Source organism: Actinopolymorpha pittospori (assembly GCF_014873875.1).
Lineage (GTDB): Bacteria > Actinomycetota > Actinomycetes > Propionibacteriales > Actinopolymorphaceae > Actinopolymorpha > Actinopolymorpha pittospori.
In genome coordinates this window covers 6,031,531-6,054,502 of sequence record NZ_JADBEM010000001.1, presented here as the reverse complement: position 1 = coordinate 6,054,502, position 22,972 = coordinate 6,031,531, and the positions used below count along the sequence as shown (strand labels likewise).

Below are 22,972 nucleotides of genomic sequence, written 5' to 3'. Positions count from 1 at the left end.
AGGTTCCGCACTCCCCGGTTACCGCGGATCCTTGGCTCGTTGGCCCGCCGTGTCCACTAGCCGCCAGAAACGGTCAGCACTCGGCGCCATCGACGTCGCGCGCACCGGCGAAGAAGGCCGCGGCGGTGTGGGCGTACACCGCCGCCGCTTCCTTGACCGACCGGACACTGACCGCCTCGTTCGGGCCATGGCAGTAGGTGAGGATCCCGGGCCCGAGGGAGGGAATCGTGGGGATGCCCTGAGCGGTGAACCACGGCGCGTCAGTCGTACCGGGAAAGAACGAAAGTGGCGGCGGGCTCTCGAGGGCGATCGTGCAGCCGGCCTGCGCAGCCTGAACGACCGCCGCGTCCGCGGCCACCTCCGACGGGTCGATCCAGGTCAGTCCCGGCTCGAAGGTGAGGGTGGCTTCGACGCCCCAGTCGGCGTGCGCCTTGTCGAGCCACCCCCGCACATCGGCGGCAAGTTGCTCGACGCTCATCCCGGGTACGGCCCGAACCTCACAGCCGAAGCTCGCCTCACCCGGCACCACGCCGAAGGACACCCCGCCGTCGACCAGCACCCCGGTGTTCACGGTCGGCCGTAGGTCGGCGAACACCTGTCCTGGATAGGTCAGGCTCAGCTCCTCGCCCATCTCCGTCATCAGCCGGGCCATCTCCAGGCAGGCGTTGGTCGACGGCAGTCGGTCGGACAGGCTGCTGTGCCGCTGGGTGCCTGCGACCCGGATCCGGAAGCAGCTCAGGCCACGCGAGACGAGATGCAGCCCCTGCCAGTCGCGCTCCCAGCCTGACGGCTCGCCGATGAGGCACGCGTCCAGGTGCCGAAGCTGCGGTGCCAGCCACTGCGCGCCGTAGGTCGCGCCGGCTTCCTCGTCGGCGACAAGGACCAGCTCCAGCGAGCCGCCAGTGAACGCACCGACGTCCCGGCCCGCTCGAGCGGCGATGATCATCGCCGCCACGGCGGCCTTCATGTCGCTGGTGCCCAGGCCGTACAACATCCCGTCCACGTGGGTCACGCTGAACGGATCGGTCCTCCACTGGTCGGCGGCGGCACCCACCGGCTTGGTGTCGACGTGTCCGCACAGCCCGAGCGTCGGCCCGGACGGGTCACCTTCCATCCTGAGGACGAGATTCGGTCGGACCGGATCCTTGGCCAGCACAGTCCCGCTGCCGAGGCCGTGCTCGGCGAAGTAGCTCTGCAGAAACCCGACGATCGCTCGCTCGTCCCCGTACGGCGGAATCTGGCTGTCGATCGCGATCAGCTGGCTGACCAGCTCCAGCAGATCACCCTCCAGCTCGCGCACCCGTCCGACCAACTCCTCAGTGGTCATCCCTACCCCTTGCTCCGAGCGTCGTCGTCGAGTCAACCCCGGCATTCTCCCCCACCCCCGCGGTCAGTCGTCTGAGGTGGTGCCCGGATCCAAGGGCTACTCGCTGCCCTGGGTTCTGCCTTCGAGGCTCTGCCGGATCTCGTTCCGCAGAGTCACCGACCCGTGTCGAGCCACCGCGGCTCGATGTCAGTCCTGCAGGATTGGCACGAGGCGTCATGCCGTGTCTGTTTCACGCGGACGCTCGACAGAAGGCTCACCGCGAAGGCGACGGCAGGTCGCCCCGAGGAGGAGAGAGTAATGAGTATGGGCAGGGTGGTCTGCGACCTCACGATCTCGGCCGACGGGTACTCCGCCGGGCTCAACCAGAGCGAGGAACGCCCCTTCGGTGACGACGGCGGCGACGGCTGGGGCGACAACCTGCACGCCTGGTACGCCGACCCCGAGGAGCACCGGGCCGAGGTCGACAAGATGACCGCCGCCAGAGCATTCATCATGGGGCGCAACATGTTCGGCCCGGTGCGTGGCGAATGGGATCGGCCGTGGAACGGCTGGTGGGGCGATGATCCGCCGTACCACGCTCCGGTCTTCGTACTGACCCACCACGCGCGCGAGCCGCAGCCGATGGGCGGCGGCACCACCTACTTCTTCGTCACCGACGGAATCAAGTCGGCACTGGAGCAGGCGCGCGAGGCGGCCGGCGACGGCGATGTCGCGATCCAGGGCGGTGCGACCACCATCAACCAGTACCTCGCCGCCGGCCTGATCGACGAGCTGCGGTTGCACATCTCGCCGCTCACGCTCGGCGCCGGCACGCGGCTGTTCAACGGCGTCCCGCCGCTGAAACTCGAGCAGGTGACGTCGCGTGCGGCGAGCTCGGTCACCCACGTGACCTACCGCGTGCTGTCCTGAGCTCAGGTCACGTCACTGGTTGGGCAGGTTGAGTCGCTTCAACCGCTCGTAGGCTCCGCTGATGTGCTTGTCGATCGCGTCCTGGGCAGCCTGCGGGTCGCCCAGCGCCAGCGCGTTGCGCAGCTCCAGGTGCTCGATGTGACCCACCTCGAGGAAGTCCGGGAAGCTGGCGTTGCGGGCACGGAGGAAGACCATGATCTGACCACGGATGGACGCCCAGACCCGCTGCACACGGACGTGGTCGCAGTAGGCGTAGATGATGTCGTGGAACCGTAGGTCGAGCAGCGCCGCGTCCTCGGGGTCGGGCTTGGTGTCGACGAGCTTCATCTGTTCGAGCACGGCGTCCATCTCCGCGAATCCCTTGCCCTGCATGCGGGTACAGGCCCGGCTGGCGGCGAGCCGTTCGATGGCGCCGCGGAGGGTGTGAACCTCCTCGACATCGGCCTTGGTCAGCGTGCTCACGAAGGCGCCCCGATGGCGACGCAGTTCGACGTGGCCTTCCACTTCGAGACGCGCGAGGGCCTGCCGGATGGGGCCACGGCTCACCCTGAGGGCGTCGGCCAACTGGGACTCCCTGAGGTGCTGGCCGGGCTGGAACCTCCCACCGGTGATCATCTCGCGCAGCACGTCGGTGACAAGGTCGCCGAGAGCGCGCTGTGACGGCAGCGGCGAGACGATGCCCTCTTCGGGCATTACGTGGCCACCTCCTCGAGTTCCGACGTTCCAGCAAAGCGACTCTAGTGGAGCCATCTCGGCCCGTAAATTGTAAACAGTTTGTCATTGACAGTGTCCTTGCTGCCGCGGGACACTCGTCGCCCGACGCTCACCGCGGTCCGGGGTCGACGGGGGTTCTCTCCCCTTGGCTGCGAGGCGTTGTCGTGCCTTACAAGGAAGTGCCTCCCTACCAGGACGAGAGGCTGATCCAGGGCTATGAGCACAGAAACGTCCACCGCTCACGTCGGCCGAGTCTCGCTCGGGCCTTTCCCTCCCGCGGCTCCCAGCGATCCCGATGCGCCGCACGTCTCGCTGGCGCGGGTCGACGTGGATGCCTCCGCGGGCCAAGGACCCCTCACCCGGGTCTGGGAAAGCTTCGGCTACGACGAAATCAACTGGACTTACACGCCGACCGGCAAACGCTTGCTGCGGACGTTCGCCGACTTCTCCGGCGGCGGCTACCACGTGCGCCCGCACTACGTCTTCTGCTCGGGCAGCGGCTTCGGCATACCGCACTGGGGTTCCGGCAACGTCTACCACGAGGACGCCGACGGACACCCGTACTACGACTTCACCATCGTCGACCAGGCCTATGACGCGATCGTCGGCGCCGGTCACCACGTGCTCGTCGAACTCGGCTTCACACCGCGCGACCTGCTGCCGCCGGAGGCGGCCGAACTGACGGTCACGCCGAGCCCCACCGTCTACACCTCATACGAGGCCGGCACATGGGGCTACCCGCCCCGCGACTACGACAAGTGGGCCGGCCTGATCGAGGCGCACGCGCGCCACTGCCTGGAGCGCTACGGCGAAGCCGAGGTCAACGCCTGGCTGTGGGAACTGTGGAACGAGCCGGACATCAGTTACTGGCGGGGCACCCCGGCGCAGTTCAACGAGCTGTACACCGTCACCGTACGAGCCGTCCGCAACGTGATCCCGAACGCCAAGGTCGGCGGCCCGACGGTGACCAGCGGCGGCCTGAACTTCCTCAAGGGCTTCCTCGACTACACCTCGAGCCGGAACGAGCCCCTGGACTTCATCTCCTACCACACCAAGGGCAGCCGCTTCCCGACCCGGGAGTACCGCCCGCTCGACAGCCTGCCCACGGAGCGGCTGAACCCGTCGTCCACGAAGATGCTGTACGACCTGCGTGCCTTCAACCGGGCCATCGCCGAGTACGAGCAGTATCGGGATCTCCCGGCGATCGTGGACGAGTGTGATGCCGCGGTCCCGGCCCATTTCGGCCGCTACGACAACCGCAACTACGAGTTCCAGAACACCGAGTACTACCCCGTGTTCCAGGTCAAGCTGATGAAGAAGATCCTCGACCTGAACGCGAGCGAGCTCGTCCAGGTCAAGCGGGCGACCTCGTGGAGCTTCTACTTCGAGGGCGAGCGGTACTTCGAGGGCACCCGATCCTTCCTCACCGCGGGCGGGATCGAGAAGCCACTGCTGAACGCCTACCGGATGCTCTCACTCCTGGGCACCGAGCGGATCCGCGCGACCTCTGACGTGGCCTGGGACGTCGCTGAACTGGACGAGACCGACGGCAGCAGCATGCCCGAAGAAATCGACGCGTTGGCCTCCCGCGCCGACAACGGGACTGTGGCGGTCCTGGTGTGGCGCCACATCGACGACCAGTACCAAACGAGCGAGCAGGAGACGGCGGTCAGCCTGACCGTACGCAACGTGGCAGGCGGGACCTTCCGCGTACGTCACTTTCGGATCGACGCCGACCACAGCAACTCCCACACCCGATGGAAGTTGCTCGGCTCGCCGCAGGATCCGACCGGCGAACAACTCGCCGAGATCACCGCACGGCAGGGGCTTGAGGAGTTCGAGCCCGCCAGCACGGTCGAGGCCGAATCCGGTCTCCTCTCACTCGACATCTCCCTTCCGCTACCGGCCGCGTCGCTGCTGATCCTGGAGCCCATCGGCTGAGCGGCCATCGGATGGGGAGCGATCCGCGAACCTTCTCCATCAGCCAGACCCGGTAGCGGGCAGCGACTAAGAGCGGGCGTGGCCAATGACGATCAGATCGGTACCGTTCACCCGGCGCGAGTCGAAGAGGGCGACGCGCGCCTCGACCGTGGATGATCACGTGCCCTCCGGCCGCGGCTGGAAGCGGACGACCTGGATCTGGATCTTCCTGCTGCCCACGGTGGTGCTCTACGGCATCTACACGATCTACCCGATCATCGCCAGCTACTGGTACTCGCTGGTGGAGTGGAACGGATTCGATGCGGACCAGCGCTTCGTCGGACTGCAGAACTACGAGCAGGTCCTCCGCGACCCGTTCTTCCTGAACTCGTTCAAGATCACGCTGCTGTTCATGCTGTTGGTGGTGCCGGCGCGGGTGTTGCTCAGCCTGCTGCTGGCCATCGTCCTGAACTCGCCCAAGCTTCCGCTCGTCGGCGTACTGCGTTCGGCATTCTTCATACCTGTGGTCACCACCACGGCGATCATCGGCGTGGTGATGCGGTTCGTTCTCGATCCGGCCAGTGGGCCGATCAACAGTGCGCTTCAGACCTTCGGTCTGGGCGGGATCGACTTCCTCGGCGACCAGAGCACCGCGCTTCCCACCGCCGCTGCGCTCTACGTCTGGAAGTTCTTCGGCGTCACGATGATCTACTGGCTGGCGGCGCTGCAGACGATCCCACAGGAGATCTACGAGGCGGCCCGAATCGACGGGGCGAGTGCTCGGCAGATCTTCTTCCACATCACTCTGCCGCTGTTGAAGCCGTTCCTGATCATCATCACGGTGCTCACCGTCGAGGAGACGTTCCACAACTTCGACCTGATGTACACGTTGACCGGTGGCGGGCCCTACTTCCACACCGAGATCATCGAGATCTACATCTACCGGTGGGCCTTCGCCGCCTCCATCCCCCAACTGGGACACGCCTCGGCAGCCGCGGTGCTCTTCGGACTGCTCGTCGCCATCGTCGGAGCCATCCAACTCTGGGGCGTCTACGCCGCCCGCCGGATGAGGAGAACTAACCCATGAGCACACAGACCGCCGCGGCCCGCGTCGCGCACACCCCACGACGGCAGCGGATCATGCGGCGCCTGCCCTGGTGGATCGGTGCGGCGTTCCTGGTCGGAACGGCGGCGCTGTGGGTCTTCCCGTTCGTATGGATGGTGTCGGCGTCGCTCAAGGACAACATGGAGATGTTCGCCGGAGGCCTCAACCTCCTTCCGAGCGATCCCGTCTGGAGCAACTACGCCCGCGCCTGGAACGACGCACACTTCGGCCGCTATCTCATCAACACCGTCATCGTCACGCTGGTCACCGTCGTGATCGTCACCGTCAGATGCGCGACCTGCGGTTACGTGCTGGCCCGTTATCGGTTCAGGGGTTCCAGGATCTTCATGGGCGTCCTCGTCGCGACCCTGTTCGTGCCGACGGGCTACACGATCATCCCGGTCGTCAGGGTCTCCATGGAACTCGGCCTGCTCGATTCGTTGTCCGGGATGATCCTCGCCCTGAGCGGTGCCGCGTACGTGTCGGCGATCCTCATCTACTACGGCTACTTCAGAAAGATCCCACGAGAACTCGAAGAGGCCGCCGTGGTCGACGGCGCGGGCTTCGTACGGACCTTCTTCTCGGTCATGCTGCCGCTGGCCATGCCGGTCACCGCGACCGTCGCCGTGCTGACCTTCATCACGACCTGGAACTCCTTCTTCCTGCCGTTGGTCTTCTCCTTCAGCCGGCCAGAACTCCGGACCGTCAGTGTGGGCATGCAGGCCTTCGTCGGCGAGACCGCAACGGACTGGACCGGCATGGCCGCGGCCGGTGTGATCTCGATCCTCCCCGTCGTCGTGCTCTTCATCTTCCTGCAGCGCTACTTCGTGGAGGGCATCTCGGGGGCGGTGAAGTCCTGACTCCTTTCTCCACACACGGGCTGGTCATCAACACAAGGGAGTGGATCGATCATGACTAGACTGACGCGCCGCGGCTTCCTGGGCGCATCGGCACTGACCGCGGCCGGTCTCGCGGCCGGCTGCGGAAGCTCGGACGAGACAAGCGGCTCCGGCGGATCGTCGGGCGGCAAGGCGTCCGGCGCCCTGGACTGGTGGGACCACTTCAGCTCGTTCCAGAAGCTGAACGACGACTGGGCGGGGAAGCAGTCCTCGACATTGGGCTCGAACGTCACGCACACCTACTACGACGCGTCCAAGGCACCGCAGGCATTCCAGCTGGCCCATCAGGCGAACAAGATGCCGGACGTCTACTCCAACGTCATCGGACTACCGTTGTCGGCCCTGGTGAGCGGCAAGTGGGTCCACGAGCTGCGCCTGCCCGAAGAGACGATGGCGAAGATCCCCCAGAACACCCTGACCGAGGGGATCACCAGCCTCGACAAGAAGCTGTACGGCTTCCCGCTCTTCAGCTTCCGGCAGAGTTCGACCCTGGTCTGGATGAACAAGGATCACCTCACCACGGCCGGGCTCGACCCGGACAGTCCCCCGACCGACTACACCGGATTCAAGGATGCCTGCCGGAAGCTGGCGTCGGCCGGGGTCAAACCGATGACCCTGGCGTTGGGAGCCGACGGCGGACGCGTGCGGGACCAGGTCGACGACATGGCGCAGGCGGCAGGTTTCCCTGGCTACCAGGGGCTGAGGTTCGCCACTGGGGAGTACGCCTACCACGATGACAGCTATGTCACGGTGATCGAGTTCCTCAAGGAACTGTACGACTCGAAGTTCATGCTCCCAGGGACCAACAACTTCAGCGTCGTGGATGCGCGGACGCGGTACGCGGCCGGAGCGGTCGGAATCTTCATCGACGGCATCTGGTGCGCCGGCGGATCCAAGGCACTCGTCCCCACCTTCGTCGACAAGATCGCGTCGGGTCCGATCCTGGTGCCCACCGCCGGGACCGACCCATGGACCTACCGTGGCCGACCAGGCGCCGCCTACTTCGTCGCTGCCGATAGTGGCAACCCGGAGGCGGCGTCCAAGCTCATCGGGTCGTTCATGTCGGAGGAGTACCAGCAGGGCATGATCGCGGCGATGGACCAGCCACCGCTGAACCTGGATCTGGTCGCCAACTCAGACGCGATCGACGCGTACAAGAAGGCGGTGACGTTCTGCAAGGAGAACGTCTTCCTGATGCCACAGGCGATCGTGAAGAATCCCGACGTCGCCAAGGTCGACGCTTCACGCAAGCCGATCACCCCCCACGTGGGCAACATCGTCCAGGGCTATCTCGGCGGATCGATCAAGAACCTGCGCAACGATCTGAAGAAGCTGAGCGACGCCAGCGAGGCCGACCGGGAACAGGCCATCACGAAGGCCAAGTCGTCCGGGGCGAAGGTGTCCGAGGACGACTACGTGTTCGGCGACTGGAAGCCAGGAGCCGACTACCAGCCGAGTTGACGCTGACGGAGTTGTAGGCAGGCAGGCGACGATGGTGGTCAACGGAAGGTGGCATTGCCCCGCCCTGCCACCGATCGGCGGGCTCGCCAACGTGGCCGGCGGGCCGTACGGCATCACCGTCAACGCCGTGGCTCCCGGACCCATCGACACCGACATCATGGGCGGCCCGCTCACGTCCGAACGGAAGGCCGACCTGGCCAAGGACCTCGTCGTCAACCGGGTCGGCGTTCCGCAGGACGTTGCCGCCACGCTCGTGCTCCTGTTGTCAGACGAGGCCGGATTCATCTCCGGGGCAGACGGTGAATGTCGACGGCGGCCTCTACATGCACTGACAACAACGCAACCTGAGCGTCCGAGCGGCCTGAGCACCCGAGCAGCGTCCGCGACCGGTCACTTGATCCGTCGGTAGATCAGGTCGAAGTCCGTGCGGAAGCTCTCCTGTGCCTCGGCGATCTCCCACCGACCGCGAATGGTGTCACCGCCGTCCTCGAAGGTGGCGGTGAATCGCTGCGCCATGTCCTCGCCCTTCCGCCACAGCTTCCACTCCGACTCGGTGATGCTCATCTCATAGACTCGGCAGACCCCACGGTCGTCGGAGTAGAGCTGGTAGTAGGTGCCGGCAGCGCCGTCGCACCCGATGATCGAGATGCTGTCAGGGGCCTCCGGCACGTCCGCCTGCGACCGCTGGACTATGTGCGCGCCGGAGTCGTGCCACTCGATCGTCGCTCTGGCCTCTCCCGGCCAGGACTGACCGTCCGGGCCGATCGCCTCCAGCTGCCACTCCCCTACCAAGGATCCGAGCCTGCTCAGGACCCGCTCCGCAGTGGACTGGTTCATCGCTTCTCCTTCCCTTTCCCTCTTGGACCGGCAACGACCGCCGGACTCGTCGCCGTGCCCAAGGGCCACGCCTGCGCCCAACCCGAGAGTGGACGGCGTCGGCGCGTCAGCGGCTGTCGTACTCGGCGACCAGCCGCTTCGGGGCCCGGTGGCGCCATGCGAGCTCGATGAGTTCCTGCATGCGCTTCTTGGTGACCTTTGCCAGGTCGACGCGAAGGCCGACGAAGATCTGGCCGTTCTGCCGCCACACCTCCTCATAGACCTCCGGCTGCTCCGTGGCTGCCGTCTTGGCCTCCACCTGGCCGACACACAGGATCGCGTGCGCGTCGCCCTTCTCCAGATGAACGAGGAGCTTGTCCGCGACCCGGAAGCCGGGCAGCCGGAAGTGTGGCTGTTCCACGACGTCCGGCAGCGCCATCGCGTAGCCACGGATGTCAGCCACCCTGATCATGGAAGGGCTCCTTGTCGTCGTCTCGGTGGTCAGACCCATCCTGACGACGTCAGGCTACGGTGTGGCACTGCCGCAAAGTGCCGGATTCGGCCCGCACCACGCCCTCCACGTCACCGGCTGCGGAGTACTCCTGGCGACGACCTACATGCTGAGTCTGCGGTACTGCTGGAGCCGCCGGTATCCGGCTGCCCGGGCGATGCCCACGGGCGCCAGCGCGTGCTCGAGACGTCGACGTGCAGTGTCGACGTCGAGGTCCAGACCGACGGCGACGAGTTCACTGTCGGCGGTGCTCACGGCGGCGCTCACGATGTGGATGGACCTGCCGACGAGGTTCACGACGTATCCACGCACGCCACGGCTGGACCGCACGGCCACGCGCCCCTTGATCCGGTAGGCACCCCCCGGCGGGTCCTCCAGCAGGTCGACAAGACGTCCGGGGTCCACGGGACCGGGAGACTGGATGGTCGCTGCCGCCGCGTGCTGGTGCCCGCCGGGTGGGTGCTCTTCACGATGCGCGGCAGGAAACGGGAGTTCCTCGGGAGAGTCCAGCGTCGATGCGACGTCGAACAGCAGGCCCGGATCGATCCGGCCACCCGACGTGCGGACGATGTGGACGCCCGGATTGACCTCCCGGACGCGTTGCTCGATACGTGCGAGGGCTGTCTCGCGGTCGGCGATGGGCAGCCGGTCGCACTTGTTGATCACGACGAGCGAGGCCGCCGCGAACCTCGCCGGGACCACCTCGCCGGTGTCGACGGTATGGAAGTACTCGACCGCATCGATGACGTCGATGAGACCGGCTGGCCGAGTGCACTCCGCTCCGCTGAACCGGATCAGGGTGGCCAGAGCCAAGGGTTCGGCGATCCCGCTCGCCTCGACGATGACGACGTCCAGCCCCAGCCTGGGTCGGCTCAGTTTCTCCAGTGCCTGGTCGAGCGCATCGTCATCGACCAGGCAGCACAGGCATCCGCCGGCGATCGACGCCGGCTCGTCCACCTGTCCGCTCACCAGCGCGGCGTCGACGTTGATGTCACCGAAATCGTTGACCACGACGCCGATGCGGGCGCCCGGCTGCCGCAGCAGGTGGTTCAGCAAGGTGGTCTTGCCCGCCCCGAGATGCCCGGTGAGCGCCACCACCGGGACGAGAGGTCGCATGGAGGCCCTCCTTGTCGGTCATTGGTCACCAGGACGACGTGGTGACCCCGGGAAGTTCTCCGCGGTGGGCCATGGCCCGTAGGTCAAGGCGGCTCGCCGGCTGGCGTATCGGGCGACAGTCTGCTTGCGACGCTCGTTGGCCAGGATCTTCGACTTCTTGGCCATCAGACCTTTCCGTCCCGCGCGATGATCTGGGCTAGCGGCGATTGGTGCGCCGGTGGGAGTGCGAGACGTGGTGACCGAAGCCAGGGGTGGCGCCGGTGACTTGGCAGATGCGTGACATCGGGGATTCCTTCGGTGGCAGAGTTCGGCGGCATGCGGAAGCCGCGTCAGGCGACCTCGCGAATGTCTCCGAGCCAGGGTTCGAGGCCGTCTTCCAGGACGTTCCAGTTGCGCTGGTCCACAAGCGCCTCGGTCGGGGTCAGGAGAATGTCCTCGAAGGCAGTGAGGAGCTCAGCGGGTGCCGAGCCGAGGCCGGTGAAGAGCAGCCGAGTCAGCGGCGTACGTCGACTCCGACCGCGGTAGCTGCCGATGCTGAGCTGGCCGCCAGCGCCGGACCACTCCAGCGCCGCGCCGGGACGGGTCGGCACCCAGAAGCACCCCCGCGAACGGTGCCGACCGGTGCCGAGGCGCTCGATCTGGTCCAGCAGCCGCTCGGGATGGAACGGTCGTGGTGAGGACAGGTCCAGACGCCAGGCATGGCTCCTGCCGAGCGCTGATAGCTCGGCCTCGAGTTCCGGGGAGTACCAGGCGGTGGCGCGCTTGTGCTGGTGACGCCGGGCGATGAGCTCGCCGCCGTCGAGCTGGTCGAAGCCGATGACCAGCTGGATGTCCGGCCGTGCGAGCGTCCGGATGAGGTCCGTGGCTTCCGTCCCCGGGTCGTCGGCGAGAACGAGGACATCTGCGTACTCGATCTGCGCGCAGGAGACCTCACCCACTCCACGGTCGTCGCCGGGATTGGTGTGCCAACCACGCTCGCGCAGCAGGTCGTCGCCCAGCAGGTCCTCGGCCAGGCGCTGCGTCGCGAGGGTGGTGACGATGCCGCTCAGGCGCAGGTGGCGCGCGAGCCGGTGGTCGCTGGCGAGGATGCGGCCGAGCTGAGTCGCCTCGGTGGCGGTCGGCAGCGCCGCCACGATGCTGCTCCAGCGGCTGTCCCGTCCGAAGCGCTCCAGGGTGGGCACGATGTCCTCGCGCAGAGCGCAGGTCACGCACGCATGCTCCAGCGGAACCTCTTCGCGCTCCAGGACGCCGCCGGCGTGGCTCACGATCCGGGTGAGCACCTGCGAGCCAGGGTCGACGAGGTGGCGAACCGCGACCGCGCGGGGAAGGTCCCACGACAGGCCCAACATCGCGTTGTCGACCGCGGATGGGTCCACTCCGGTCACGACGACGAGTGGGGTCCTCATGCCCTCCTCCCGTAGCCCCCGACCTCCATGGGGTCGAGGGCGTCGCCGACCAGCGACGACCAAGTGACGAACACGCGACCGGTCGCCCGATCACGGAACGCGACCTCGGCGTGCTGAGGGTGGATGCCGTGTTTCACACCAAACGCTCCAATCGGTAATGGGAATCGTTTTCAGTATGGCAGAGTGGAGTCCCGACAGCAACCAAGGAGAAGGACATGAACCGCAAGGACCTCGCCGACACCGTCGCCCGCGAAGCCGAGCTCACCCCTGCTCAGGCCGACGCCGCCGTCGGCGCCGCGCTGGACGCCGTCATCAGCGCCGTCGCGAAACGCGAGAAGGTCAGCCTGCCCGGCTTCGGCACCTTCGAGGCTCGGCACCGCGCAGCGCGCTCGGGCCACAACCCCCAGACGGGAGAGGCTCTCCAGATCGCCGCGAGCGACGTCCCGGCATTCAAGCCGGCCACGGCGTTCAAGCAAGCGGTCATGGATCACTGATCCGGACGCAACGTGTCGTTGCGTCGATCCGGCGGGCTGCCCGGTGCCTCGTGCTAAGTTGTCGCCCGAGTCAGCGAGCACCCACGGGTGTGCGGGAATCCGGTGAGAGTCCGGAACTGTCGCGCAGCGGTGAGGGTGACTGACGGGACACAACGCCACTGGGCCGGCCCGGCCTGGGAAGGCGTCCCGTCAGGACGAACCCGAGTCCGAAGACCGGCTGACTCCCTGGTATGGCCGTTCGGGGCTTCGCGATTGAGCCCCTGAGTGAGAAGAGATTTCGTGGATGAGCATGTCCCGGAGCGAGTGCGTGCCGCCCTCGCCCGGTTGCAGTCTCCCCCTACCAGCGCGCCGCTGCGCCTGCTGCACGAGCCCCCACCCCGCGAAGTGTCCGACGACGAGTCCGGCGTTCTGGCCGGATGGTGGCCGGTGCCACGGCTGACCGAGGCGCCCTTCTGGGAGCGGCTGGCCGCGGCCTACAGCGCGGGCCTCGAAACACCGCACCTGCCGGTGGGCGGTGCCTGCGGACTCCAGCACTACGCCGGACGGCTGGTGCTGGCGGTGCTCGGCCAGCACTACGCCGGACGGCTGGTGCTGGCGGTGCTCGGCGCATGGGTCCAGACCGGCCACCTGCCCCCGCTGGCCCACGAGCGCTGGTGGATGCGCCTCGACGAGAACGGCCACACCCTCGATGTCGGCCTGCTGGCCCCGGTCGAGGTGTGGACCTCGACCGCACCCGGAGAGCCGATGGACGTCGAGGGGTCCGCCAACGCGCTGTTGACAGGGCACTTCGGCCCCATCGTGGAGGCCGCCAGGTCTGCCACCCGAATCACCGCGCGACTGGCCTATGGGTGTGTGGCGGCATCCCGTGCGGGAGCGTTCGCGTCCCTGCACCGTCGCGCGGTCCCGGAGGATCGGGTTCGGGTTCGTGACGTCGCCGAACGCTTCCTGCGCGCGGGGGCCTGGCCAGATCCCGACCGTACGGTCACGTTCACCGAGATCGGACTCCCCCAGACATCCGCCCTTGTCCACGAGCGTCGCACGTGTTGCCTGATCCGCCTGGGCACGGGCCACGCTGCGTGCTCCTCCTGCCCGGACATCCCGCGTGAGGAACGTTGGCCTCGGCTGGTCGCGGCGGCCGCGTCCCGCGACCAGGCGTCGGATCTGCGCGTGGTGGTGGGCCGTGGTTGAGCGTCACCTGGTCGACGAGGGCAGGGCCACACCTGAGGCCGTGTCCGGGGCCGGACCTCGTCGGGGTGTCGCCCGACGGATCCCCTTTCTGCCGCTGGCGGCGACCCTGGCGGTGTTGGTCGTCGTCTCGATGGTGATCTCGTTGGCGTTCGGGTCCGAACATCTGACGCTCCGTGGCGTCGTGGAGGTCCTGCAGGCCCGCCTGTCGGGAAGGCCGGGCCCGGATCCCGTGTACGACACGATCGTCTGGGACCTTCGCGCACCCCGCGTGCTGATGGCCGCCCTCGTCGGCGCAGGACTCGCCCTGGCCGGCACTGCCATGCAGACACTCGTCCGCAACCCCCTCGCTGATCCGTACCTGCTCGGTGTGTCGTCCGGAGCGGGCGTCGGAGCGACGCTCGTCATCCTGCTCGGCGCCCTGTCCGGGCTTGGAGTGTGGGCACTTTCGACCGGTGCGCTCGTCGGCGCGCTGGTGGCCGTGCTCCTGGTCTTTGGCATCTCGATGGCCCAGGGAGGCCTCACACCGCTACGACTGGTCCTGACGGGCGTCGTGATGTCGTCGGCGTTCTCGTCGGTCTCGAGCTTCCTGGTCTTCGTCGGCGACGAACCCCGGGCCACCCAGTCGGTCCTGTTCTGGTTGCTCGGCTCCCTTTCCGGCTCGGTCTGGCCCCAGTTGGTGCCTCCACTGGTCGTGGTCCTCACCGCCTCCGTCCTGCTCCTCGGACTCCACAGCTGGCTCGATGCCCTCGCGACCGGCTCCGACATCGCCGCGGCGTTGGGCATTCCGATCCGTGGCCTGAGGATCGGGCTCTTCGTTCTGACCTCGGTGCTGGTCGGAGTGCTGGTCGCGGTCTCGGGCGGAATCGGGTTCGTCGGACTCGTCGTACCCCACCTCGCACGGTTGCTCGTCGGGCCGCGCCACCGCGTACTCCTCCCGGTCGGCGCGTTGGGGGGCGCGTTGTTCCTGGTCTGGGTCGACATCGCCGCCCGCTCCCTGGTCGCGCCGCAGGAGGTGCCACTCAGTGTCGTCACCGGCCTGGTGGGTGCGCCGGTCTTCCTGGTCCTACTGGGGCGTCACCAGTACCGGTTCGGGAGGGACGTGTGAGCCACCTGCGAACCGAAGGCCTGAGCTGCGCCATCGCGGGACGCATCCTCCTGAGCGACGTGGACCTCGACCTGGCCCAGGGCCAGATGATGGCACTCGTCGGTGTCAACGGCTCAGGAAAGTCCACTCTGCTGCGCACCCTCGTCGGACTCCAGGCCCCGGCGGCGGGCCGCGTGTTCGTACACGGACAGGACCTCCATGCTCTGCGCACGAGGGAGCGAGCGCGCAGAGTGGCCTACGTCCCGCAGGAGGAGCAGCCACCCGGCGAACTGCTGGTGGGCGAGATGGTGGCGTTGGGCCGTGTTCCGTACCGTCCGCCGTGGGCCCTGCGCGACACTGTGACGGAACGCGACACCGTCGTACGAGCACTGGATGCCGTCGGTCTCGTCCACGTGCTCGACCGCCCATGCGACCAACTCTCCGGTGGAGAACGACGCCGGGTCCTGCTCGCACGCGGTCTGGCTCAGGAGTGCGACCTCCTCGTACTCGACGAACCCACCAACCATCTCGACGTCCGCCACCAGGTGCAGCTGCTCCAGACACTTCGCGCGACCGGACGAACCGTGCTGGCGGCCATGCACGACCTCTCGATGGCAGCCGCCCACTTCGACGAGGTCGCGGTCCTGCACAAGGGCACCCTCCACGTCCTGGGGCCGCCACGACAGGCGCTCGAACCAGACGTCGTCACGCGCGTCTTCGAGATCGACGCCACCAGGCTGGCCGACCCGGCGACCGGTCGTGAGCATCTCGTCCTCGGACCAGGCATGCCCGCCTTGACGGCCGCCTCCGTTTCAGGCAAGGCACCAGAACCACGTACCCACCAAGCACGAGAGGACCACAGATGACCTTCGCGCTCCGCGACGCACGTCCTGGTCGCCGGCGCCACGCGACACCTCGTCGCGTCGTCGTCGCCCTCGCCTCCATGTTCGCCCTCGCCTCTTGCGGCGCGACCGGCTCGGCCACCCCGGCCGCCGACCAGCCAGAGGGAGGTGACACCTCCGTCACGGTGACCAACTGCGGCAAGAAGGTCAGCTTCCCCACTCCCGCGAAGCGGCTCTACGTCAACGACGGCAACATGATCTCGATGGTGCTGGCCATCGGTGCCGCGAAGAACGTGGCCGGGATCAGCAGCCTCGGCGACGACAAGAGGGCCCTCGGTACGGCCTATGGCAAACAGACGGTCGACTCGCTCCACGTCGCCACGGACACCTACCCCACCCGGGAGAACATCATCGCGACCCGGCCCGATGTCGTGGTCGCGGGCTGGAACTACGGCTACAAGGAGGAGGACAACCTCACTCCCGACAGTCTCGCGGATCAGGGAATCGCCGCCTACGTGCTCACCGAGTCCTGCCGTCAGGCAGACGGCGACTCCCGTGGAACCCTTCCACCGTGGGAAGCACTGCGTACCGATCTGGGTAACCTCGGCAAGATCACCGGCCACGACACGGAGGCGACCGAGAAGATCAGGGATCTCGACGAGCGCCTTGCCGCGCTCGAACAGGCGCCCAAGGCCAACAAGCCTCCCACGGTGTTCCTCTTCGACAGTGGGACCACCCAACCCTTCTCCAGCGGAGCGTTCGGCGGACCGCAAGGAATCATCGAGGCGGCCGGAGCCCGCAACGCGGTCGGGGACGTCAAGAACACCTGGACAACGGTCTCCTGGGAGCGGGTGGCGCGTGCCCGGCCGGACGCGATCGCCTTTGTCGACTACCCGGGGCAGACCTTCGACCAGAAGGTCAAGGTTCTGAGGTCGAACCCCGCCACGCGTGACCTCGAAGCAGTCAGGCAGGGCCGTTTCCTCAATCTCCCATACGCCGCGTGGACCAGCGGACCCCTCAACATCGACGCGGCCGAGCAGTTGCGTGCCTCGCTCGAGGACTGGGACCTGGTCCCCCACAGCGACATCGAACCCCACCTGGATCTGCGCCCCTGACAGCGCACCACTCGAAGCTGGCGACCCGGCGGCGGCCCGGCCACGTCGGCAAGGAGGTTCGCGGGCAGGGGATCTCTCCCACCCGGCGAAACGAGTTGACGCCCGTCCTAATGTGATCACGTGGAGATGTCGCCGGCTCATCATCGTGCCGCTGCGCTGATTGCGGACGTATTAGGCGCCAAGCCCGTCTTCACGCAAGCGCCGTGGACCTGGGGGCCAACCGTCGTCGTCGAGGCAACCATCGATGACGACCTGACCGTGTTCATCAAAGCGGGTGCCAATCAGAACGTGCACGCCGAAGCCACCGTGATGGAGCACGTGCGCGCCGCCGGGATACCCACGGTCGAGGTGCTGGCCTGTGGGGCCGATGAGCAACTGCCCGGCGGTCGCTGGATGATGACGCGAGCCGCGTCCGGGCAACCACTGCAGGACGTCGGCCGTACGGCGCCTACCATCGGGAGGACCCTGGACGACCTTGCCGAGTGCTACGCACGGCTCCACAAGGTCGATCTACCAGGCTTTGGTCCCCTTACCGCCGATGGGCAACGCGGCACCTTCGACTCGTGGTCCCAGTGGCAGCGGCAAACCGTAGAGGACGCCATCGAGGCATTGGGGCAACACAGCTTGGTGTCGGCGGCTTTCGTGTCGCGCGTACGGCAGCTCTGCGACGAGTTCGCCACCGATCTTGATCGTGCGCCCGCAGTCCTGCTGCACGCCGACCTCGGCGACGGGGAGACCTTCGTCGATCCCGAGACCGGCGCGGTCACAGCGATCGTCGACTGGGGCGCAGCTCTCGTCGGCGACCCGTTGTATGACCTCGTACGCTTCGTGGGCGGCGGCCCCGCCGACGACCCGCGACCCGGTCAACTACAGCCGACGCTGCACGCCCGCTACTTCGAGCGAAGCCCGTACGAAACTGATCATGCCCAGCGGATGTTGAAGTTCTATCGCTTCCACATCTGCGTCGTCGAGGCAGCCTGGGGCGAAGACCTCGGCTGGACGCGCGGCCACGTCACGTGGGCGGAACAACTGATCGAGGAACTACGTCGCTAACCCCACCCCGAGCAGCGCACCGACGTCCGACCGGACGGTCACGTCATCCGTGGCTGGAGGGTCGTAAGCTCGCTGAGACTGGACAGATTCCGGACCCCCGGGTTCGTCTCGTCACTTCGGCGTCTCCGCCAGGTGGGCCACCTGTCCACGAACCATCGCGCGCAGTAGGGCCTCATTCCCACTCGAGCGGCGCCCGACAGCTCATCGCTTCCGCCATCCCCAACGAAAGCACTCCGCTTCGGCAGGACCTGCAGCTTGTGGCAGGCCATCAGATAGATGGCGCGGTCAGGCTTGGCATACCCCACTCTGTAGGAGAAGACGACATCATCGAAGAGTGACGCCAACGGGCTCTGATCCCAGGCTGCGACTTCCTCGACAGAGCAATTCCTGATCAGGCCAAGTCTCAGACCCATCACTCCAAGCTCGCGCAGCGAGTCGAGCACCGGTCGCTCCACTACCAACAGTGGCTTGGCCTTCGCCGCGAGTCGCTCCGAGTACAGGTCCTCGATGACAGCCTCGATCCTCGCGTCGATCACGATGCCAGCGGCCTGACAGACCTCGCGCACCACATCCCTGTAGTCCACTGCCTGCGTCATCCGCGCGGCTTTGCGAGACCGCCACACTCTGTCGAAGACCTCGCCCTGAACACCGAGGCGCTCCGCAGGCGTCTGCTCGGGACGCCAGTCCGGATCGAACTCGGTGATCAGAGTCTCGTACAGGTCGAAGAAGGCCGCCTGCAATCGCGCGTGCGCCATGTGCGGCCTCCCGGGCTCTCGGCGTAGCGGTGACCAACGAGTGGGTTCAGAGACAGAAGGGATGGCCGGCAGGGTCGGCGTAGGTCACCTCGCGCACTGGCACGTGGATCGCACCGAGTCGTTCGGCACGTGCCATCGCGGCCCGGTGTCCGTCGGGGAACCGATAGTCGACATGCAGTTGTGCCGGATACGCGGGGTCGGGCCACCGGGCAGCGCGGAACTGTGCGTGCTGGAACGCCAGATTCGGCAGATCATCGTCGTCCAGGTCGATGACGACCCATCCCGGAGAGTCCTCGAGCCGCTTCTGCACGCCGAGGAAGCCCTCGTAGAAACTCGCCAACGCGCGTGGGCTGAAGCAGTCGAACACCAGGCGGCCCACCACCGGCCCTTCGGAGGCGGCGACCGGGTGTGGATAGAGACAGAACGGGTGCCCGGCGGGATCGGCGTAGGTCCGGAAGTCTCCCTGGTCTGCCAGGAGTGCTGCGCCCATGCCTGTCACGAGCTTGTCGGCAGCCTGAGCGTCCGGCACGAAGATGTCGAGGTGCATCTGCTGCGGATACTCCGGATCAGGCCAGCGGGGCGGACATTGGTCCGACCAGCCGTCACCGTCGAGCGCCAACTGCAGCTTGCTGCCGCCGTCGGTCGTACGTCCGGCGACGTAGTCGCTGTCGGGAGGTCTCCTGGCAAGCTTCAGCCAGCCGTACGGTTCGAAGGCCCGCAAGCCGAGCAACTCGCCATAGAACGCGGCGAGCACGCGGCGCCCCTCCCTGCCATTGAGCAACTCGGGACAACCGATCGTGATCGTCATCGCATCGCTGTCACGAAGAAGGTGCGCCACCGCCGCCTCCAGACCAGGTCCTGTCGACCACCGCGGGCACATCGTGCACCTCACACCGCACCGGCGTCCAGGGCGTGGCTAAGCACTGACGGTGCTGAACGTACGAGACAGGAAGAGCAGGGTTCCCTTGTGGTCCTCCTCGCAGTGGTCGAGGGTCATTCCGATCTTCTCCAGGATACGCCGGGAGCCCAGATTGGCCGGCCGCACAGAGGCGGCCCGTCGAGTTCTGTCGCAGTCCGTACCAACACAGGCCATGCTCGCGGCACGTCTCCATCCGACGCTCGATCCACGCTCGCGTCTGATCGACATGCCCGAAAGGGCCGCTACCAATCGTGAAGGTCGCCGCATCACCGAAGATCTCATGCAGGTCTGCGGCATCGTCGAGTCCGAAGGTGTGCAGCCGTAGCCGCTCGGTCGTCAACGAAGGGTCCATGCGAGGGGCGGACATCGAGATCTCGACCATGCTCAGAGGCTAGCGAGCCCTCTGCGGAGGTCGACTCGGTCGGCAGAGCTCAGCGGCGTAAGGCCTCGAACGCCGAACGGGCCGCGGCACCGATGGCCAGGTCGACATCGTGCGCGACCTTCGCCCGGCGGGTCGACCGGGTAAGGGCGGCGATCGCCACTCGGTCGCCGGACTCCGCCTCGACCATGCCGATCTCGTGCCGCAGGTGGAGGAACGACCCGGTCTTGCCGCTCACCCGCACCGTGTCCGACCGCAGGTCGGCCGACAACCGGAAGGTGAACACCTGCAGCGACATCAGCCGGCGCAGTTCGGCCGTCGCCGCCGGGACGGCGATCTGGTCGAGCCACACCCACTGGAGCAGGTCGACGAGCGCTGCCGCGCTGGCGACGTTGCCCTGTGCGGGGTCGAGGGTCTCGATCACGTGGTGGCCGGTGCTCTCGGAGGTGATGGCGAGCTCCATGGCCAGGCCGAAGTCGTCGCCCGCGACTCCGGCGGCGCAGTCGTACATCCGTTGCATCCGGTGCCTGAACTGGATGCCCGTGCAACCCCACTCACGCAGACTCTGCTGCATACCGTCGACGCCCACCAGGTCGAGGAGCGTGTCCGCGGCGGCGTTGTCGCTCACCGAGAGCATCTGGTAGACGAGGTCGCCGACGGCGACGGTCGCGGGATGACGGTAGGCCGCGATCCCGGTCGACCCGAAGCTGCCGTCCACCGGGTCGATGGTGATCTGCCGGGCAGCGTCGAGCCCACCGGTCGCGGTGCGTTCGAGCACGGCGAGCCCGAGCGGCACCTTCGCGACGGACGCCATCGGCACCGGTGTGGCGACGTCGAACCCGAGCTGCTCCCCGGTGTCGACGTTCCTCGCGAGCAGGTGCCCCCGGACGCCCAGCCGTCGCCAGCCGGTCGCGACGGACTCGGCGAGCGGGAGCAGTTCCGGCGAGCTGGCGACGTAGGCGGGCTGGCGTTCGCTCATGCGTGCACGGCCAGTCGAACGCGGGCGTCGTCGGCGTCCTGGCGGCGGTCGGGCACGCTCCCGACCGCGGCGCCGAGCAACGGGAGCAGCCAGTCGGGCGCTTCGGGAGCCAACTGGTAGCCCCTGCGCAGCGGAACGCCGGACAGGAGCGCCCAGGGAACCTGGTTTCGTCTCGCGAACTCCTCGGTGCAGAGCAGCAGCCCGGTCCCGGCGAGCGTCTCGGCGAGTGCCGCCGCCGTCGACGACGCGACCCTGACCCGTCCCTCCGGCAGGCCGGCCCGCGCGACCGCCCTGCGCAGGTGCTCGACGAACTGTGGCAGGTCGTCCTCCGGGGTGACGAGCAGTGCCGGCTCGGCACCGGACGCCGTGCCCCGTCGGGGTCGGAGGCTCTCCAGGTGGACGGTGCGCCTGCCGAACGGCGTCGCCGCGGCCAGGCCGAGTGGTACGGCGAGCGGCGCGGCGCCCGCGGGGACGCGGACCAGTGCGAGCGTCAGCGTTCCATCGGCCAGCGCGTCGGCACGAGCCTGCGCCGGCAGGTCCTGCACGCTCACGACGACCCCGCGCTCGGCAGCGGTGCGGATGACCCTGGCCAGGGCCGGCGCGTCGCAGTCCGGTGGTACGCCGAGCACCTGGACGGCGGACGTCTGGGCGGACCTGGCCACGCTCCGCAGCTGCTCCGCCCTACGCAGTACGTCCTGCGCGTGCGGGAGCAGGAGACTGCCGAACCTGGTGATCTCGATCTGTCGCCTGGACCGGTCGAAGAGTTCGCTGCCGAGCTCCTGCTCGAGGGTCTTGATACGCCGACTGAGCAGCGGCTGTGCGATGCCGAGAAGCTCCGCGGCACGGGAGAAGCTCCGCTCCTGGGCGACGGCGACGAATGTCTCGAGGTGCGCGAGCAGATCCACACCTGACTCATATCAGATACGCATAGATGGTTCACCGGTAGCTCTTGGACATGAGTGCTGGTGAGCTGGTTGGCTCGCGTACAGCCGTCACTCCCCGCGATGACTGGAGCACCAAATGCCTTCGACCTCACCTGTGTCCCGACGCTCGCTGCTCAAGACGGGCCTGGCCGTCACGGGCGTCAGCGTGCTCGTCCCGGGTGCCGCCGCCGTCACGGACCCTCCGGTGGCCACCGCGACGCCGGACCCCGACCTCAGGCGTTCGGTGACGCCGGACCCCGACGTCGCCAGAGGGCTCCGGGAGCTCGAGCAGCGGTACGCGGCACGGGTCGGCGTCTACGCGCGCAACGTACGGACCGGCGAGACCGTCAGGTACCGCAGCGGCGAGCGGTTCGCGATGTGCTCGACGTTCAAGGGACTGCTCGCGGCCCACGTGATGCGCGACTACGACCACAACGGCGAATACCTCGAGCGCGTCCTCCACTACACCGAGGACGACCTGGTCGACTGGTCCGTGGTGACCGAGCACTACGTCGGCATCGGAATGGCCGTCCGAGACCTCTGCATGGCGGCGACGTCCCACAGCGACAATGCGGCGACCAACGTGCTGCTGCGCGCCACCGATGGCCCCCGCGGGTTCACGAGGTTCTGTCGTTCCCTCGGCGACGCGTACACCCGGTTGGACCGCTACGAGCCGGACATGAGCGAGGGGGTCCCCGGTGACGTGCGGGACACCACCACGCCGGAGGCGATCGGCCGCGACTACGCACGCCTCGTCCTGGGGGACGCGTTGAAACCGTTCCATCGTGACCAGCTGGTGTCCTGGCTGAAGGTGAACACCACGAGCGGCCCGCGCTTCCGGGCGGGCCTGCCGGACGACTGGGTACTCGGCGACAAGACCGGCAACGGCGGCTACGGCACCGTGAACGACATCGGCATCGTGTGGACGCCGAAGGGTACGACGCTCGTCCTGTCCGTCATGTCCACCAGCGAGGTCGAGGGCGTCCCGGCCGACAACGGCCTGATCGCGGACACCGCCCGGCTGCTCGCCCACACCCTCGCGCCCGGCGAGTGACGG

25 protein-coding genes, 1 pseudogene and 1 riboswitch are annotated in these 22,972 nt (G+C 67.5%); of the genes and pseudogenes, 14 read left to right on the top strand and 12 right to left on the bottom strand.

All coding sequences use genetic code 11. From position 1 onward, the window contains the following. Positions 1-73: 73 nt before the first annotated feature. Positions 74-1,327, bottom strand: a complete 1,254-nt coding sequence (locus tag HEB94_RS28310; RefSeq protein ID WP_192752709.1) for a M20 family metallopeptidase — start codon at positions 1,325-1,327, stop codon at positions 74-76. 297 nt (positions 1,328-1,624) lie between these two features. Here HEB94_RS28310 and HEB94_RS28305 point away from each other — a divergent pair, with 297 nt between their 5' ends. Next, the gene (locus HEB94_RS28305) at positions 1,625-2,236 is read left to right on the top strand and encodes a dihydrofolate reductase family protein (protein WP_192752708.1); all 612 of its coding nucleotides are present in this window, start codon (positions 1,625-1,627) and stop codon (positions 2,234-2,236) included. 12 nt (positions 2,237-2,248) lie between these two features. Here HEB94_RS28305 and HEB94_RS28300 read toward each other — a convergent pair whose 3' ends face one another. Next, complete coding sequence (locus HEB94_RS28300; protein ID WP_192752707.1) at positions 2,249-2,929, bottom strand: GntR family transcriptional regulator; 681 nt, start codon at positions 2,927-2,929, stop codon at positions 2,249-2,251. Between the two features lie 237 nt (positions 2,930-3,166). Between HEB94_RS28300 and HEB94_RS28295 the strand changes: the two genes are divergently transcribed. The 5 genes from HEB94_RS28295 to HEB94_RS28275 all read left to right on the top strand — a co-directional run bounded on the left by HEB94_RS28295 (position 3,167) and on the right by HEB94_RS28275 (position 8,744). Then, positions 3,167-4,891: a GH39 family glycosyl hydrolase gene (locus HEB94_RS28295; RefSeq protein ID WP_192752706.1), complete on the top strand. Its 1,725-nt coding sequence runs from the start codon at positions 3,167-3,169 to the stop codon at positions 4,889-4,891. A gap of 85 nt (positions 4,892-4,976) precedes the next feature. Beyond that, positions 4,977-5,957 (top strand): carbohydrate ABC transporter permease, encoded by a 981-nt coding sequence (locus HEB94_RS28290; protein ID WP_192752705.1) that lies wholly within the window; start codon positions 4,977-4,979, stop codon positions 5,955-5,957. After that, a complete protein-coding gene (locus tag HEB94_RS28285) occupies positions 5,954-6,835 on the top strand; it encodes a carbohydrate ABC transporter permease (RefSeq protein WP_238361652.1) in 882 nt (293 codons plus the stop codon). The genes HEB94_RS28290 and HEB94_RS28285 overlap by 4 nt, the downstream gene beginning before the upstream one ends. 51 nt (positions 6,836-6,886) lie before the next feature. Then, positions 6,887-8,335: an ABC transporter substrate-binding protein gene (locus HEB94_RS28280; RefSeq protein WP_192752704.1), complete on the top strand. Its 1,449-nt coding sequence runs from the start codon at positions 6,887-6,889 to the stop codon at positions 8,333-8,335. A gap of 31 nt (positions 8,336-8,366) precedes the next feature. After that, positions 8,367-8,744 carry an SDR family oxidoreductase gene (locus HEB94_RS28275; RefSeq protein WP_202896592.1) on the top strand — a complete coding sequence of 126 codons (378 nt, stop codon included), beginning with the start codon at positions 8,367-8,369 and terminating at the stop codon, positions 8,742-8,744. Here the strand turns inward: HEB94_RS28275 and HEB94_RS28270 are convergent. The 6 genes from HEB94_RS28270 to HEB94_RS28240 all read right to left on the bottom strand — a co-directional run bounded on the left by HEB94_RS28270 (position 8,726) and on the right by HEB94_RS28240 (position 12,321). Continuing rightward, a complete protein-coding gene (locus HEB94_RS28270) occupies positions 8,726-9,172 on the bottom strand; it encodes a hypothetical protein (RefSeq protein WP_192752703.1) in 447 nt (148 codons plus the stop codon). The genes HEB94_RS28275 and HEB94_RS28270 overlap by 19 nt on opposite strands. A gap of 106 nt (positions 9,173-9,278) precedes the next feature. Further along, positions 9,279-9,623 carry an MmcQ/YjbR family DNA-binding protein gene (locus HEB94_RS28265; protein WP_192752702.1) on the bottom strand — a complete coding sequence of 115 codons (345 nt, stop codon included), beginning with the start codon at positions 9,621-9,623 and terminating at the stop codon, positions 9,279-9,281. A gap of 141 nt (positions 9,624-9,764) precedes the next feature. Next, positions 9,765-10,778, bottom strand: a complete 1,014-nt coding sequence (locus tag HEB94_RS28260; protein WP_192752701.1) for a CobW family GTP-binding protein — start codon at positions 10,776-10,778, stop codon at positions 9,765-9,767. Between the two features lie 196 nt (positions 10,779-10,974). Continuing rightward, the gene (locus HEB94_RS28250) at positions 10,975-11,061 is read right to left on the bottom strand and encodes a large ribosomal subunit protein bL28 (protein WP_192756713.1); all 87 of its coding nucleotides are present in this window, start codon (positions 11,059-11,061) and stop codon (positions 10,975-10,977) included. A 46-nt stretch (positions 11,062-11,107) separates the two neighbouring features. Then, on the bottom strand, positions 11,108-12,184 hold the full coding sequence (locus HEB94_RS28245) for a GTP-binding protein (protein WP_192752700.1): 1,077 nt from the start codon (positions 12,182-12,184) through the stop codon (positions 11,108-11,110). Next, positions 12,181-12,321, bottom strand: coding sequence for a 50S ribosomal protein L31 (locus HEB94_RS28240; protein ID WP_192752699.1), 141 nt, complete (start codon positions 12,319-12,321; stop codon positions 12,181-12,183). The genes HEB94_RS28245 and HEB94_RS28240 overlap by 4 nt, the downstream gene beginning before the upstream one ends. 63 nt (positions 12,322-12,384) lie before the next feature. Between HEB94_RS28240 and HEB94_RS28235 the strand changes: the two are divergent. The 6 genes and pseudogenes from HEB94_RS28235 to HEB94_RS28210 all read left to right on the top strand — a co-directional run. After that, positions 12,385-12,678, top strand: a pseudogene (locus HEB94_RS28235) (HU family DNA-binding protein); the annotation flags it as partial. Positions 12,679-12,732: 54 nt separating this feature from the next. Further along, a riboswitch (cobalamin riboswitch) is annotated at positions 12,733-12,914 on the top strand. Between the two features lie 43 nt (positions 12,915-12,957). Next, positions 12,958-13,866: a hypothetical protein gene (locus HEB94_RS28230; RefSeq protein ID WP_192752697.1), complete on the top strand. Its 909-nt coding sequence runs from the start codon at positions 12,958-12,960 to the stop codon at positions 13,864-13,866. A 130-nt stretch (positions 13,867-13,996) separates the two neighbouring features. After that, entirely contained in the window at positions 13,997-14,971 is a 975-nt protein-coding gene (locus HEB94_RS28225; RefSeq protein ID WP_192756712.1) for a FecCD family ABC transporter permease, read from the top strand. Continuing rightward, positions 14,968-15,816: an ATP-binding cassette domain-containing protein gene (locus HEB94_RS28220; RefSeq protein ID WP_192752696.1), complete on the top strand. Its 849-nt coding sequence runs from the start codon at positions 14,968-14,970 to the stop codon at positions 15,814-15,816. The genes HEB94_RS28225 and HEB94_RS28220 overlap by 4 nt, the downstream gene beginning before the upstream one ends. Then, complete coding sequence (locus tag HEB94_RS28215; RefSeq protein WP_238361651.1) at positions 15,813-16,907, top strand: ABC transporter substrate-binding protein; 1,095 nt, start codon at positions 15,813-15,815, stop codon at positions 16,905-16,907. The genes HEB94_RS28220 and HEB94_RS28215 overlap by 4 nt, the downstream gene beginning before the upstream one ends. A 126-nt stretch (positions 16,908-17,033) precedes the next feature. Beyond that, positions 17,034-17,960, top strand: a complete 927-nt coding sequence (locus tag HEB94_RS28210; RefSeq protein ID WP_238362654.1) for a phosphotransferase family protein — start codon at positions 17,034-17,036, stop codon at positions 17,958-17,960. Positions 17,961-17,998: 38 nt separating this feature from the next. Here the strand turns inward: HEB94_RS28210 and HEB94_RS28205 are convergent, their stop codons facing one another. After that, on the bottom strand, positions 17,999-18,715 hold the full coding sequence (locus HEB94_RS28205; RefSeq protein WP_192752694.1) for an HAD family hydrolase: 717 nt from the start codon (positions 18,713-18,715) through the stop codon (positions 17,999-18,001). Between the two features lie 46 nt (positions 18,716-18,761). Next, on the bottom strand, positions 18,762-19,523 hold the full coding sequence (locus tag HEB94_RS28200) for a VOC family protein (protein WP_238361650.1): 762 nt from the start codon (positions 19,521-19,523) through the stop codon (positions 18,762-18,764). Between the two features lie 283 nt (positions 19,524-19,806). Here HEB94_RS28200 and HEB94_RS28195 point away from each other — a divergent pair, with 283 nt between their 5' ends. Next, positions 19,807-19,959 (top strand): hypothetical protein, encoded by a 153-nt coding sequence (locus HEB94_RS28195; RefSeq protein WP_192752692.1) that lies wholly within the window; start codon positions 19,807-19,809, stop codon positions 19,957-19,959. 106 nt (positions 19,960-20,065) lie between these two features. Here HEB94_RS28195 and HEB94_RS28190 read toward each other — a convergent pair whose 3' ends face one another. Both HEB94_RS28190 and HEB94_RS28185 read right to left on the bottom strand, forming a co-directional pair. Further along, the gene (locus tag HEB94_RS28190; RefSeq protein ID WP_192752691.1) at positions 20,066-20,992 is read right to left on the bottom strand and encodes a serine hydrolase; all 927 of its coding nucleotides are present in this window, start codon (positions 20,990-20,992) and stop codon (positions 20,066-20,068) included. Continuing rightward, positions 20,989-21,897 (bottom strand): LysR family transcriptional regulator, encoded by a 909-nt coding sequence (locus HEB94_RS28185; RefSeq protein ID WP_192752690.1) that lies wholly within the window; start codon positions 21,895-21,897, stop codon positions 20,989-20,991. The genes HEB94_RS28190 and HEB94_RS28185 overlap by 4 nt, the downstream gene beginning before the upstream one ends. Positions 21,898-22,012: 115 nt before the next feature. Between HEB94_RS28185 and bla the strand changes: the two genes are divergently transcribed. Continuing rightward, a complete protein-coding gene (gene bla, locus HEB94_RS28180; protein WP_192752689.1) occupies positions 22,013-22,969 on the top strand; it encodes a class A beta-lactamase in 957 nt (318 codons plus the stop codon). The last annotated feature ends 3 nt before the right edge of the window (positions 22,970-22,972 follow it).

Excerpts from the sequence above, each read along its gene's own strand:
- HEB94_RS28190 (WP_192752691.1), bottom strand. The coding sequence starts at position 20,992 with ATGAGCGAACGCCAGCCCGCCTACGTCGCCAGCTCGCCGGAACTGCTC.
- HEB94_RS28250 (WP_192756713.1), bottom strand. The coding sequence starts at position 11,061 with ATGTCACGCATCTGCCAAGTCACCGGCGCCACCCCTGGCTTCGGTCAC.
- HEB94_RS28205 (WP_192752694.1), bottom strand. The coding sequence starts at position 18,715 with ATGGCGCACGCGCGATTGCAGGCGGCCTTCTTCGACCTGTACGAGACT.
- bla (WP_192752689.1), top strand. The coding sequence starts at position 22,013 with ATGCCTTCGACCTCACCTGTGTCCCGACGCTCGCTGCTCAAGACGGGC.
- HEB94_RS28210 (WP_238362654.1), top strand. The coding sequence starts at position 17,034 with ATGTCGCCGGCTCATCATCGTGCCGCTGCGCTGATTGCGGACGTATTA.
- HEB94_RS28200 (WP_238361650.1), bottom strand. The coding sequence starts at position 19,523 with ATGACGATCACGATCGGTTGTCCCGAGTTGCTCAATGGCAGGGAGGGG.
- HEB94_RS28295 (WP_192752706.1), top strand. The coding sequence starts at position 3,167 with ATGAGCACAGAAACGTCCACCGCTCACGTCGGCCGAGTCTCGCTCGGG.
- HEB94_RS28285 (WP_238361652.1), top strand. The coding sequence starts at position 5,954 with ATGAGCACACAGACCGCCGCGGCCCGCGTCGCGCACACCCCACGACGG.
- HEB94_RS28195 (WP_192752692.1), top strand. The coding sequence starts at position 19,807 with ATGCTCGCGGCACGTCTCCATCCGACGCTCGATCCACGCTCGCGTCTG.
- HEB94_RS28290 (WP_192752705.1), top strand. The coding sequence starts at position 4,977 with ATGACGATCAGATCGGTACCGTTCACCCGGCGCGAGTCGAAGAGGGCG.
- HEB94_RS28280 (WP_192752704.1), top strand. The coding sequence starts at position 6,887 with ATGACTAGACTGACGCGCCGCGGCTTCCTGGGCGCATCGGCACTGACC.
- HEB94_RS28265 (WP_192752702.1), bottom strand. The coding sequence starts at position 9,623 with ATGATCAGGGTGGCTGACATCCGTGGCTACGCGATGGCGCTGCCGGAC.
- HEB94_RS28270 (WP_192752703.1), bottom strand. The coding sequence starts at position 9,172 with ATGAACCAGTCCACTGCGGAGCGGGTCCTGAGCAGGCTCGGATCCTTG.
- HEB94_RS28215 (WP_238361651.1), top strand. The coding sequence starts at position 15,813 with ATGACCTTCGCGCTCCGCGACGCACGTCCTGGTCGCCGGCGCCACGCG.
- HEB94_RS28300 (WP_192752707.1), bottom strand. The coding sequence starts at position 2,929 with ATGCCCGAAGAGGGCATCGTCTCGCCGCTGCCGTCACAGCGCGCTCTC.
- HEB94_RS28310 (WP_192752709.1), bottom strand. The coding sequence starts at position 1,327 with ATGACCACTGAGGAGTTGGTCGGACGGGTGCGCGAGCTGGAGGGTGAT.
- HEB94_RS28275 (WP_202896592.1), top strand. The coding sequence starts at position 8,367 with ATGGTGGTCAACGGAAGGTGGCATTGCCCCGCCCTGCCACCGATCGGC.
- HEB94_RS28260 (WP_192752701.1), bottom strand. The coding sequence starts at position 10,778 with ATGCGACCTCTCGTCCCGGTGGTGGCGCTCACCGGGCATCTCGGGGCG.
- HEB94_RS28245 (WP_192752700.1), bottom strand. The coding sequence starts at position 12,184 with ATGAGGACCCCACTCGTCGTCGTGACCGGAGTGGACCCATCCGCGGTC.
- HEB94_RS28305 (WP_192752708.1), top strand. The coding sequence starts at position 1,625 with ATGAGTATGGGCAGGGTGGTCTGCGACCTCACGATCTCGGCCGACGGG.
- HEB94_RS28225 (WP_192756712.1), top strand. The coding sequence starts at position 13,997 with ATGGTGATCTCGTTGGCGTTCGGGTCCGAACATCTGACGCTCCGTGGC.